Source organism: Streptomyces paradoxus, from assembly GCF_014202475.1.
Taxonomy (GTDB): domain Bacteria; phylum Actinomycetota; class Actinomycetes; order Streptomycetales; family Streptomycetaceae; genus Streptomyces; species Streptomyces paradoxus.
This window is the reverse complement of sequence record NZ_JACHGV010000028.1, coordinates 1-14,188: the sequence shown is the minus strand read 5'-3', so window position 1 is coordinate 14,188 and position 14,188 is coordinate 1. Positions and strand designations below refer to the sequence as shown.

The 14,188-nt window shown below is 71.7% G+C and carries 2 protein-coding genes; both read right to left on the bottom strand.

Going from position 1 to position 14,188, the window contains the following annotated elements:
* Positions 1–3,845 (bottom strand): non-ribosomal peptide synthetase (locus HNR57_RS38995; RefSeq protein WP_184568154.1); only part of this gene is annotated, 3,845 nt, incomplete at its 3' end.
* The coding region (locus HNR57_RS38990) for a non-ribosomal peptide synthetase (protein WP_184568152.1) at positions 3,845–14,188 on the bottom strand (10,344 nt) is incomplete at its 5' end. The genes HNR57_RS38990 and HNR57_RS38995, both read right to left, overlap by 1 nt.

The window sequence follows — 14,188 nt, the reverse complement described above, 5'->3', positions numbered from 1 at the left end:
ACACCACCACGCGCCTGCGCGACGAAACCACGAAACGGCAACGCCTCCGGCAACTCCCCACCCCGACCACCCAGCAACGCCTCCACCTCGCCGAGCAGCAACTCCAGACCCGTGTGGTCGCGCACCATGTGGTGCGCCCGAACGAGGGCCAGCCAGCGGCCGGAGGCGGGCTCGGCGGCGATGTGCAGTCCGAGGAGCGGGGCCCGCTCCAGGTCCATCGACAAGCCGCCGACGGCCAGGAGCTGCTCGACCGGCTCGGCACCACGCGGGTCGAGTTCGACTTCCTCGACGGGCAGTCGGGCGTTGCGCCGTACGACCTGCACCGGCTCGCGCAGGCCCTCCCACACGATCCCGGTCCGGTAGATGTCATGCCGGTCCACGACCCGCTGGAGGGCGTCGGTGAAGGCGTCGAGCCGCTCACGGGAGTCGAACTCCACCACCACCGGGGTCACATACGCGTCCTCGCCGCCGTCGGCAAGCAGATGGTGGAAGAGCAGACCCTCCTGCAACGGAGCGAGCGGGTAGATGTCGGCGACATTCGCCGCTCCCCCCTCGACCGTGGCAACGATCCGATCGATCTCCTCAACGGTCAGATCCACCAGCGGGAGCATCTCCGGCGTGATCGCCCGCGCACCCTCCGGAACCGCATTCGCCGGCACCTCGACCTGCTCGGCCCCCGCCGCCACCGCAAGCCCCGCCACCGTCGGGGACTGGAACAGCGCCCGCACCGAAACAGACACTCCACGCGTGCGCAGGATCTCCACCAGCCGGATCGCCAGCAGCGAGTGACCGCCCAAAGCGAAGAAACTGTCATCGACACCGACACTGTCCACGCCGAGCACCTCGGCGAACGCCGCACACAGGATCTCCTCGCGGACCGTGGAGGGACCGCGGCCGGAACCGGTGGCGTACTCCGGAGCGGGCAGCGCCTTGCGATCCAGCTTCCCGTTCGGCGTCAGCGGCAGCGACTCCAGGACCACCACCGCCGACGGCACCATGTACTCCGGCAGCTGGCCCATGACGAACTGGCGTACTTCCTGCACCAGTTCACCTGCATCCACACCCTCAGTCGGCACCACGTAGGCGACCAGACGCTTGTCACCCGGCACGTCCTCGCGGGCGACGACCGCAGCCTGGGCCACCTGCGGGTGGCCGGCGACGACGGCCTGCACCTCACCCGGCTCGATCCGGAACCCACGGATCTTCACCTGCTCATCCGCCCGGCCCAGATACTCCAGCTGACCGTCGGCATTCCACCGCACCAGATCACCCGTGCGATACAACCGCCCACCCGGCCCACCGAACGGGCTGGCCACAAACCGCTCCGCGGTCAGACCCGCACGGCCCACATACCCACGCGCCAGGCCCGCACCCGCCACATACAGCTCACCAGCCACACCCGGCGCAACCAGAGACAACCACCGGTCCAGCACATACACACGAGTGTTCGCGACCGGTGCGCCGATCGGGACGACGGCGCCGGGCACGCTCTCGGGCGTCAGACGCGTCGTGGTCACACCGATGGTGGCCTCGGTCGGGCCGTAGTGGTTGAACACGGCGCAGTCGCCCGCGACCGCCAGCAGGTCCCGAACCCACACGGGCGAGGCGGCCTCGCCGCCCAGGACCAGCGACTTGGCCGGCAGCACGGCTGCCGCGTCCCCGGCACCGGCCAGGGCCGCCAAGTGCGAGGGAACCGCCTTCACATGGTCGATGGCGTGCTCGGCCAGGTACGCGGTCACCGCTGCCGGGTCGGTTGCGGCGTCCTCGTCGAGGATGTGCAGTTCACCGCCAGTGGTCAGACTCGCGAAGACCACGGTGTTGCCCAGGTCGGTGGCCTGCCCTTGGAGCAGGGCGTACCTGTCCCCCGCTGCGCCGAGGCCCACTCGGCCGGGGACAGTGGACACGTAGTTGGCCAGCGACCAGTGGGGTACGGCCACGCCCTTGGGCGTGCCCGTGGAGCCGGACGTGTAGATGACGTAGGCCAGCGCGTCCGGCTCCCGGTCCTGCCGCGGCGCGGTCGCCGCGCACGCGTCGATGCCGACGGTGGTCTCGGCGTCGTCCAGGACGAGCGTGGACGGCGCCTGGGCCGCCGGGCCTTCGAGCAGGTCACGGGTGGTCAGAAGGGTCGTGGCACGACTGTCGGCAAGCATGAACGCCACGCGCCCGGCGGGCTGCCGGGGGTCGGTGGGCAGATAGCAGGCCCCTGCCTTCCAGACCGCCAGGATCGCGGTGATGGTCTCGACACCGCGCGGCAGGCACAGGCCGACCACCGACTCCGCGCCCACACCCTGACCGATGAGGAAGTGCGCGAGCCGGTTGGCGCGGGCATCCAGCTCCGCGTACGACATCGGCGTGCCGTCGGCGACGATCGCCACCGCCTCCGGCGTGCGGGCGGCCTGCTCCTCGAAGCGGGTCGCCACCGTACCGGCGGGAATCTCGATCGCGGTGTCGTTCCACTCGGTGAGCACCAACCGCCGCTCGGTCCCGTCGAGTACGTCCACGGCACTCATCCGCAGCCGCGGGTCGGCGGTCACGGTCTCCAGCACGCGCGCGAAACGCGTCGCGAGCCGGCCGGCGGTGGCGGACTCGAACAGATCGGCCGCGGCGGTCAGCACACCGCGCAGCCCTGCGGGGGCGCCCTGGGCGTCGAAGGTCTCTTCGACGCTCAGGTTCAGGTCGAACTTCGCGGCCGAGGCGCCGGCTGCCAGCTCCTCCTCCGCCTCGGTGACCCGGACGCCCGGCAGCTCCAGGGAGACCGCTGCGGTGTTCTGGAGGGTGAGCATCACCTGGAAGAGCGGGTGGAGTGCCAGAGAACGGGGCGGTGCCAGCTCCTCCACCAGACGCTCGAACGGCACGTCCTGGTGCGCGAAGGCGGACAGGCCCGTCTCCCGCACCCGGCCGAGGACTTCGGTGAACGTCGGGTCGCCGGACAGGTCCGTGCGCAGCACCAGCGTATTGACGAAGAAGCCGACCAGGTCGTCCAGGGCCACGTCGGTGCGTCCGGCGTTCGCCGATCCGATGGGGATGTCGGTGCCCGCGCCCAGACGGGAGAGCAGCACCGCCAGCGCGCCCTGGAGCACCATGAACGGCGTCACGCCCTCGGCGCGGGCCAGCTCCACCAGACGCGCGTGCACCTCGGTGGGTATCTCGAGCGGCACGCGGTGTCCCTGGTAGCCGGCGACCGCGGGCCGCGGGTGGTCGGAGGGAAGCCGCAGCTCCTCCGGTGCGCCTGCCAGCGTCTCGCGCCAGTAGGCGACCTGACGGGAGAGAACGCTGTCCGGGTCGTCCTCGTCGCCGAGGAGTTCGCGCTGCCACAAGGCGTAGTCCGCGTACTGCACCGGCAGCGGCTCCCACTGCGGGGCACGACCCGCACAGCGCGCCTCGTAGGCGGCGGCGAGGTCGCCGGCGAGCGGCCCGCCCGACCAGGCGTCGCTGGCGATGTGGTGCACCACCACGAGCAGGACGTGCTCGTCGGTCCCGGTCGCGAACAGCCAGGCGCGGACCGGAATCTCGGCCGACAGGTCGAACGGCTGCGCAGCGGCCCCGGCGACCGCCGCGGTGAGGGCGGCCGGCCCGTCCTGGGTGGCGGGCAGGTCGACGACGTGGAGCTGCCATGCGACGTCCGCGAGGTCGAGGACCCGCTGGTACGGCTCGCCCTCGGCCACCCCGAACACCGTCCGGAGCACCTCGTGGCGGCCAATCACGTCCCGCAGCGCGGCATCCAGCGCCCCGGTGTCCACCCGGCCCGAAAGGCGCAGGGCCATCGGAATGTTGTACGTGGGGCTGGGCCCCTCGAGCTGCTCGATGAACCACAGACGGCGCTGCGCGAATGACAACGGAAACATCAGGAATCCCCCTGGTTACGCATGGGCCGCAACGCCGGCCGAGCTGACTTCTTCTTTCCAAGCTGCTGTGCGAGCCCTGCCACCGTCGGCGCATCGAACAGGGTTCGGATCTCCACCTCGACACCGAGGACGGCCCGGATCTGGCTGACGAGCCGTACACCCAGCAGTGAGTGACCGCCGAGTTCGAAGAAGTCGTCGTCCACTCCGACCTCCGGCAGCGACAGGACCTCGGCGAAGACGGCGCAGAGCAGCTCCTCCTGCGGTGTCGTCGGCCGGCGGCGTCCCACCGCCTTCACCGAGGCGTGCTCGGGAGCGGGCAGCGCCGTGCGGTCGAGCTTCCCGTTCACCGTCAGCGGCAACGCCTCCAGAACCACCACCGCCGACGGCACCATGTGCGCGGGGAGCCGTTGGGCCACGAACTTCCGTATCCCTACGTGAAGGCCGGCGTCACCGGCGCCCTCGGAGTGGCCGTCGACGGGCACGACGTAGCCGACCAGACGCCTGTCACCAGGACTTTCCTCCCGCACGACCACCGCGGCCCGAGCCACCTGCGGGTGGTCGGCCACCACGGCCTGTACCTCGCTCAGCTCTATGCGGAAACCTCGCAGCTTCACCTGTTCGTCCGCCCTGCCCACGAACACCAGCTGACCATCCACCGTCCATCGGACCAGGTCCCCGGTCCGATACATCCGCGACCCGTCCGCAGCGAACGGGCACGCCACGAACCGCTCGGCCGTCAGATGCGGGCGGCCGTGGTACCCACGGGCCAACTGGGCGCCCGCCACGTACAGCTCACCCACGACCCCGGGCGCCACCGGCTCAAGCTTCCCGTCCAGCACGAACATGCGGGAGTTCGCCGCGGGCGAGCCGAACGGCACCGTCCCCTCGCGTTCCGGGTCCACCAGCCCGGTCGCCACGATCACGGTGGCCTCGGTAGGACCGTAGGTGTTCACCAGGCGCCGGCCCTGCGCCCACACGGCCGCAAGACCGGGGTCGATCGCCTCCGCGCCCACCACCAGCGTCCCGACACCCGCCAGGTCACCCGGCTCCAGTACACCCAGCAGTGACGGCACCACACTCGCGGACCGCACTCCCGCCGACTTCACCAGAGCCCGCAGCAGCTTCGGCTCCGCCCGCTCAGCGGCACTGGCCACCGCCAGCGAGCCACCGCTGCCCAGCGTCACCGCCACGTCCAGCACGGACGCGTCGAAGCTGAACGAGGCGAACTGCAGCACCCCGACGCCGGGTCCGACCTCCATGAGCGGCCCGAAGACCGACACCAGGTTGGCCAGCGAGCGGTGGGAGACCGCGACTCCCTTGGGCACACCCGTGGACCCGGACGTGTAGATGACGTAAGCCAGTCCGCCGAGGGTGACGTCCACAGCCGGCGCGGTGGCGGGGAGCCCGGTCAGTTCCGCCGCGACCTGCGGATCGTCGAGCCGGACGACCTGACCGGCCGTGGACAGACCTTCTGCCACGTCGCGGGGGCCGACGACCACCCGGGCGCCGCTGTCGGCGAGCATGAACTCCAGCCGCTCCAGCGGATACTCCGGATCCAGTGGCACATACGCACCCCCCGCCTTCCACACCGCGAGGATCCCGACGACCATGTCCACGCCGCGCGGCAGGCACAGGCCCACCACCGACTCCGCGCCCACACCCAGGCCCACCAGGTGGTGCGCAAGCCGGTTGGCGCGGGCGTCCAGCTCCGCGTAGGACATCGGCGTGCCGTCGGCGACGACCGCGACCGCATCAGGGGTACGGGCCGCCTGCGCCTCGAACAGCTCAGGAACCGGCACCGACGACACCTCGGCCGCCGTGTCGTTCCACTCGGTGAGCACCCGGCGCCGCTCGGCCTCGCCGAGCACGTCCACCGCGCTCAGCCGCGTCCGCGGGTTGGTGGTGAGCGCGTCCAGGACGTGTACCCAGCGCTCCACGAGCCGTTCGCCCGAGGTCCGGTCGAAGAGGTCCGCGGCGACGGTGAGGAGACCGTTCAAGCCGGCCGGTGCACCGTCGGCGTCGAAGGTCTCGGCCACGCTGACGTCCAGGTCGAACCTGGCCACCGCTGCCGCCGCGGGCACTCCCTCGGCGCGTACACCGGACAGGGTCACGACGGCGTCGGCGTTGTTCTGCAGGGTGAGCATCGCCTGGAACAGCGGGTGCCGGGCCAGCGAGCGGGTAGGGGCGAGTTCCTCGACCAGACGCTCGAAGGGCACGTCCTGGTGCGCGAAGCCGGACAGGCCCGCCTCCCGCACCCGGGACAGGAGCTTACGGAACGTCGGGTCACCCGACAGGTCCGCGCGCAGCACCAGCGTGTTCACGAAGAAGCCGACGAGATCGTCGAGGGCTTCGTCGGTACGGCCCGCACTCGCAAGACCCATGGGGATGTCCGTTCCGGCACCGAGACGGTGGAGGAGCACGGCGAAGGACGCCTGGAGCACCATGAACACCGTCACGCCCTCGGCCCGCGCCACTTCCACGAGTCGCGCGTGGACCTCCGCCGGGATCTCCAGTGGCAGTTGGTGCCCCCGACCACCGGCCACCGCGGGGCGGGACCGGTCGTAGGGCAGCGTCAGCTCCTCCGGCGCACCGGCCAGTGCCTCACGCCAGTAGGCGACCTGACGGGAGAGAACACTGTCCGGGTCGTCCTCGTCGCCGAGCAGGTCACGCTGCCACAGCGCGTAGTCCGCGTACTGCACCGGCAGCGGCTCCCACTTCGGAGCCCGGCCCGCACACCGCGCCTCGTACGCCACCGACACATCCCGCGCCAACGGACCCATCGACCAGCCGTCACCGGCGATGTGGTGCACCACCACGACCAGGACGTGCTCCTGCGGCCCCACGACCAACAACCGGGCACGGAAGGGAACCTCGGAGGAGAGATCGAACGCGTACTCCGCCGCCTCGGCCACCGCGGCATCCACGTCCGCCGGAGCAACGTCATCGACGAGCAGCTGCCACCCCAGCCCCTCAGGGTCGAGGACGTGCTGGTACGGCTCGCCGTCGGCGGTGGCGAACACCGTGCGCAGCACCTCGTGGCGGCCGAGCACATCGCACAGCGCGGCGTTCAGCGCCTCCCGATCCACCTGGCCCGTCAGGCGCAGCGCGATCGGGATGTTGTAAGTGGGGCTCGGGCCCTCCAGCTGGCTGATGAACCACAGGCGGCGCTGCGCGAACGACAGCGGAAGGCGCTCCGGTCGCTCCTGCGCCCTCAGCGCCACCCGGGTGGTTCCCTCTCCGGCAAGGCGGGCGGCGAGCCCGGCCACGGTGGGCGAATCGAACAGCTCCCGGATCTCCAGGTCGACCCCGAGGACCGCGCGCACCCGGCTGGCCAGGCGCACCGCGAGCAGGGAGTGGCCGCCGAGGGCGAAGAAGTCGTCGTCGACGCCGACGCTCTCCACGCCGAGGACCTGGGCGAAGACGGCGCAGAGGATTTCCTCGCGAGGGTCGGCCGGGGCGCGGCCCGCCGTGCTCCCGGCGGCGAGCTCCGGGGCGGGCAGCGCCCTGCGGTCCAGCTTCTTGTTCGCAGTGAGCGGCAGCTCCTCCAGGACGACGATCGCCGCGGGAACCATGTACTCGGGCAGGTGTTCGGCGGCGAGGGCGGCGAGCGCCGCGGGCAGCTGGGCCGTCGTCGCACCGTCGGCAGGCACGACGTAGGCCACCAGGCGCTTGTCACCCGGGGTGTCCTCACGGACGACCACTGCGGCCTGGGTCACCGAGGCGTGCCCGGCCAGCACGTTCTCGATCTCGCCGGGTTCGATACGGAAGCCACGGATCTTCACCTGGTCGTCGGTGCGGCCGGCGAAGACCAGTCGGCCTTCGGGGGTCCAGCGGGCCCGGTCGCCGGTGCGGTACAGGCGGGAACCGGCCGGACCGAACGGGTTCGCCACGAACCGTTCCGCGGTGAGCGCTGCGCGCCCGAGGTACCCGCGGGCCAGTCCGGTGCCGGACACGTACATCTCGCCGTTCACGCCGGGCGGTGCGGGGGTGAGGTGTTCGTCGAGGACGTACACCTGGGTGTTGGCCACCGGGGATCCGATGGCCACCTCGGCGGCCGCGGGGTCGCAACGCCACAGGGTGGCATCGACCGTGGTCTCGGTCGGGCCGTAGGAGTTGAACATCACGCGGCCCCGCGCCCAGCGCGCCATCACCTCCGGCGGGCAGGACTCGCCCGCCACGGTGAGCACGGTGTCCGTGCTGATCGACGTCTCGTCCAGGGTGGCCAGGACGGCGGGCGGCAGCGTCACGTGCGTGACGCGCTGGGCGGTGAGGAACTCGGGCAGCGCCGTGCCAAGGCGCCGCTCCTGCGGGACCACGACGAGGGCGGCCCCGGAGAGGAGCGCCATGAACCACTCCCAGCCGAAGGTGTCGAAGCTCGCCGACGCGAACTGCCCCACGCGGTGCCCCGAGCCCACGCCGAGGTACCGGATGTGGCCCGCCACCAGACTGGCCACGCCCGCGTGGGAGACCAGTACGCCCTTGGGCCGGCCCGTGGATCCGGACGTGTAGATGACATACGCGGGGTGTGCGGTCCTCAGCGGCGCCCGCCGTTCGGCGTCGCTCAACTCGCCGGCCGGCAGCGTCTCCAGGGCCCCTGCCACCTCGGGCTCATCGAGCAGCACCACCGTGGCGGCCGCCTGTGGCGGCAGGGCGGCGACGGTGCCCCGCGCGGCGAGCACCGCCACCGGCGCCGCGTCGGCCAGCATGTACGCGATCCGGTCGGCCGGGTACTCCGGATCGATCGGCATGTAGGCGCCACCGGCCTTGAGGACGGCGAGCAGCGACACCATCAGCTCGGTACCGCGCTCCAGTGCCACGGCGACGACGGCCTCGGGACCGACGCCCAGGGCCACGAGGTGGCGCGCCAGGCGGTTGGCACGGGCATCCAGCTCCGCGTACGAGATCTCCGTGCCGTGGGAGACGACGGCGACCGCGTCGGGCGTGCCGGCCACATGTGCGGCGAACTGGTCCGGCACGGTGCCGACCGGGACATCGACGGCCGTGTCGTTCCACGCCGTGAGGACCTGGTGGCGTTCGTCGGCGTCCAGCACGTCCAGGGCGTTGAGCCGTCGCTCCGGGTCGGTGACGAGCAGCTCCACGACGCGGGCCAGGCGCGCGGCGAGCCGGGCGACGGTACCGGCGTCGAACAGGTCCGCCGCTGCGGTCATCGTGCCGCGGACACCGGCCGGTGCGCCGTCGGCGTCGAACTCCTCGGCGAGGATCACGTCGAGGTCGAACTTCACCACCGATGCCCCGGCCGGCAGCAGCTCGACGTCGAGGCCGGGCAGGTCGAGCGTCCCGGCGGCGGCGTTCTGAAGGGTGAGCATGACCTGGAAGAGTGCGTGTCGGGCCATGGAGCGGCTCGGGGACAGCTCCTCGACCAGGCGCTCGAACGGCACGTCCTGGTTGGCGAACGCCGCCAGGCTGGTCTCCCGCACCCGGGACAGGACCTGACGGAACGTAGGGTCGTCCGCGAGGTCGGTACGGATCACCAGGGTGTTGACGAAGAAGCCGACGAGGTCGTCGAGGGCTTCGTCAGTGCGTCCTGCGACCGGCGACCCGACGGGGATGTCGGTACCCGCACCCATGCGGGACAGCAGCATCGCCAAGGCGGCCTGGAGCACCATGAACGGCGTCACGCCCTCGGCCCGGGCCACCTCCGCCAGGAGCGCGTGCGTCTCGGCGGTGATCTCCACGGGTACACGGTGCCCACGGTGGCTCGGCGTCGCGGGCCGCGCGTGGTCGGTCGGCAGGTCCAGCTCCTCGGGCGCACCGGCCAGGGTGTCCCGCCAGTGGGCCATCTGCTGGGAGATCACGCTCTGCGGGTCCCGCTCGTCGCCGAGCAGCTCGCGCTGCCACAGTGCGTAGTCCGCGTACTGCACCGGCAGCGGTTCCCACTCGGGAGCCCGGCCCGCACAGCGCGCCTCGTAGGCGGTGGAGATGTCCCGAGCCAGCGACGCCATGGACCAGGCGTCACCGGCGATGTGATGGACGGTCACCATCAGGACGTGCTCGTCGGGCCCGGTGCCGAACAGCCAGGCGCGCAGGGGCGCCTCGTGGGAGAGGTCGAAGGCGTACCCGGCGGCATCGGCGAGTGCATTGGCCAGCTTCGCGGGTGCCACCTGGGCCTCGGTCAGTTCCCAGCCGAGCTCGTCGAGGCCCATGACGTGCTGGTAGGGCTCGCCGTCGGCGGTGGCGAAGACCGTGCGCAGCACCTCGTGGCGGCCGATGACGTCCCGCAGCGCGGCATCCAGCGCCGCGGTGTCCAGCGCGCCCTTGAGCCGCAGCGCCACGGGGTCGTTGTAGGTGGCGCTCGGCCCTTCCAACTGGCCGAGGAACCACAGACGGCGCTGCGCGTACGACAGCGGAAGACGCTCCGGACGCTCCTGCACCGTCAGGGCGACCCGCGCCCGGTCGGCATCGCCGACGCGGGCTGCCAGCCCGGCCACCGTCGGCGCTTCGAACAGCGCACGCAACGACAGCTCGACTCCCAGCACCGACCGCACCCGGCTCACCAAGCGCACCGCGAGGAGCGAATGCCCACCCAGGGCGAAGAAGTCGTCATCGACACCGACACCGTCCACGCCGAGCACCTGCGCGAACACCCCGCACAGGATCTCCTCCCGGACCGTGGAGGGACCGCGGCCGGAACCGGTGGCGTACTCCGGAGCGGGCAGCGCCTTGCGATCCAGCTTCCCGTTCGGCGTCAGCGGCAGCGCCTCCAGGACCACCACCGCCGACGGCACCATGTACTGGGGCAGGGATACGGCGGCGACGTCCAGTACAGCAGCGGCGAGGCCGGCGTGGTCGGCCCCCTGGCCGACGGGCACCACATACGCCACCAGGCGCTTGTCCCCGGGCACGTCCTCGCGTACGACGACCGTGGCCCGACCGACCGCTTCGTGTGCGGCGACGACGGCCTCGATCTCGCCCAGCTCGATCCGGAAACCGCGCACCTTCACCTGGTCGTCGGCGCGCCCCACGAACTCGAGGGTGCCCTCCGCCGACCAGCGGACCACGTCGCCGGTGCGGTACATCCGATCGCCCGCCGCACTGAACGGGCAGGCCACGAACCGCTCCGCGGTCAGGCCCGCACGGCCCAGGTAGCCACGGGCCAGACCCGCGCCCGCGATGTACAGCTCACCCGGCACCCCGGCGGGCACCGGAGCCAGCGTCGAGTCCAGCACGTAGACCTGCGTGTTTCCGATCGGGGTACCGATCGACGACACACCGTCGGAGTGGGGCGCCACCTCCGTGGCAGTCGACCAGATCGTGGTCTCGGTCGGGCCGTACAGGTTACTCACCGATGCCGTCCGGGCCGACAGGGTGCATGCCAGCTCGCCCGGCAGCGCCTCGCCACCGACCAGCGCGTGCACCCCGGCCAACACGTCCACCGGCGCGTCCCCGCCGCCGTCACCGGACCCGGGCACCAGGGCGTGCCAAAGGCTCGGCGTGGCCTGGAGCATCGTCGCCCCCGAGGACCGGATCAGCGCACGCAGCTCCCGCGGGTCCCGTACGGCGTCCGCCGCTGCGAGGATCACGCGCGCACCGTTCAGCAGCGGGAGGTAGAGCTCGAGTCCGGCGATGTCGAAGCCGACGGTGGTGACCGCGAGCAACCGGTCGTCCGCGCCCAGCACGAAGCGCCGCTGCATGGAGTGGAGGAAGTTCACAAGGGACCGGTGCTCGACCACCACTCCCTTGGGGCGCCCGGTGGATCCCGATGTGTAGATCACGTACGCCGGGTGCTCCGGGGACAACCGTCCGGCCCGTTCGGCCACGGCCAGCGGCCCGCCGGCGAGCCCTGCCGTCTCGGCGACCACCGCCGGATCGTCCAGGGCGACCACCGGCACTTCGGCGCCTGCTCCCTCGAAGCCCGTAAGACGCCCGGTCAGCGCCGTTCCGGTCAGAACACACGCCACATGCGCGTCGGCCAGGGTGAACGCGATGCGTTCGGCCGGGTACTCGGGGTCGATGGGCAGATACGCGGCGCCCGACTTCAGCACGCCGAGGAGCGCCACCACCAGGTCGACGCCGCGCTCCAGGCACACCGCTACCACGGTCTCCGGGCCCACGCCACGGCCGACGAGGTGGCGAGCCAGTCGGTTCGCCCGCGCGTCCAGCTCCGCATACGACGTCTCGACCCCGTCGGCGACGATCGCCACGGCGTCCGGAGTCCGGGCAGCCTGCGCCTCGAGCAGTTCCACGAGCGTGGCCCGCGGCACCTCGGCCCTGGTGTCGTTCCACTGGGTGAGCAGCCGTCGCCGCTCGTCCGCGTCCAGGACGTCCACCGTGCTCAGTGGCGGCTCTGCTGCGCCGTCCAGGGTCGATTCGAGAGCGGCCACGAGGTTCTCGGTGACGGTCCGCAGCATCGAAGCGACCACCGCCGGGTCCACCGGCGCCACCGCGTCCACGACCAGCCCCAGACTGTCTCCGTCGTCGTCGACCGCGACCGCGAGGGGGTAGTTCGTGCGCTCCCGGTTGAATACCAGGCGCGTCCCCTCCATGCCGCCGGCCGGCGTGTCGTCCGCGCTCCCGGCAGCGTTGTGACGGTAGTTGAGCATCGAGGTGAAGAGGGGGGCGTCTCCCGCCACCGCGCTGGCCTGCTGGGCGAGGGCGAGCGGCGCGTGCTCGTGCTCGAGGAGCGCGGCGAGCCGACCGTGCATGCCCCGTACCGCATCGAGGACGCCCGTACCGTCGCCCAGGCGCGCCCGAACCGGCAGCATGTTCATGAAGAGGCCGGGCACCCGGTCCGCGCCGGCGCCGGCGTTCATGCGCCCGAACAGGACGGTGCCGAAGACCACGTCGTCGCGGCCGCTGACCGCCGCGAGGACCCGCGCCCACGCAAGGTGCATCACCGTGGCCGGGCTCGCGCCGAGCCGCCGCGCGGCGTCGCGCACCCGCCCGGAAAGCTCCGGCGAGAACTCAAGGCTCGCCTCGGCCGAGTCCATGCCGTCCCCGTAGGCGTCCAAAAGCCCATAGGGGGTGGTCGGTTCGTCGATGTCCCCCAGCAGGTCGGCGAAGAACGCCTCGTGCTTCCCGCTCTCCAGCCCGGCACGTGCCTGCGCGACGAAGGTGCGGAACGGCAACGCCTCCGGCAGCTCCGCAGCCCGCCCGGCGAGCACCGCCGCCACCTCGTCGAGCACCACTTCCAGGGCAGTGTGGTCCAGGATCATGTGGTGCACGCGGATCAGCAGCAGCCAACGACCGTCCGCGACACAGCCCGTGTGGAGTCCGACCAACGGAGCCCGGTCCAGGTTCATGGAGAGACCCACCGTGGACAGCAGTTCCCGCACCGGGTCCGCGCTCCGGTCGTCGAGCTCGACCTCCTCGACGGCGAGCTGGGCGTTGCGCCACACGACCTGCACCGGCTCGCGCAGTCGGCCTTCCCATGCGATGGCGGTGCGCAGGATGTCGTGACGGTTCACGACCTGCTGGAGGGCGTCGGTGAAGGCGTCGAGCCGCTCGCGGGTGTCGAACTCCAGCACTGTGGGCGTCACGTAGGCGTCCTCGCCGCCGTCGGCGAGGAGGTGGTGGAAGAGCAGACCTTCCTGGAGAGGGGCCAGCGGGTAGATGTCGGCGACGTTGGCAGCGCCGCCCTCGACGGTGGCGACGATCCGCTCGATCTCGTCGGTGCTCAGGTCGACCAGCGGCAGCATGTCGGGTGTGATCGCCCGCGCACCCTGCGGGATGGCGTTGGGCGGCACCTCGACCTGCTCGGCCCCCGCCGCGGCAGCGAGCCCCGCCACCGTCGGGGACTGGAACAGCGCCCGCACCGAAACCGACACTCCACGCGTGCGCAGGATCTCCACCAGCCGGATCGCCAGCAGCGAGTGACCGCCCAAAGCGAAGAAACTGTCATCGACACCGACCCCGTCCACGCCGAGGACCTCGGCGAACGCCGCGCACAGGATCTCCTCGCGGACCGTGGAAGGCCCGCGGCCGGAACCGGTGGCGTACTCCGGAGCGGGCAGCGCCTTGCGGTCCAGCTTCCCGTTCACCGACAACGGCAGCGCCTCCAGGACCACCACCGCCGACGGCACCATGTACCCCGGCAGCTGGCCGGCAGCCAACACCCGCACGGACTCAGGCAGATCGGCGCCCTCACCCTCCACCGGCACCACGTAGGCGACCAGACGCTTGTCGCCCGGCACGTCCTCACGGACCACGACCGCGGCTTGGGCCACCTGCGGGTGGCCGGCGACGACGGCCTGCACCTCACCCGGCTCGATCCGGAACCCACGGATCTTCACCTGCTCATCCGCCCGGCCCACGAACACCAGACGACCCCGCGCATCCCAACGGGCCAGATCCCCCGTGCGATACATCCGCTCACCCGGACCACC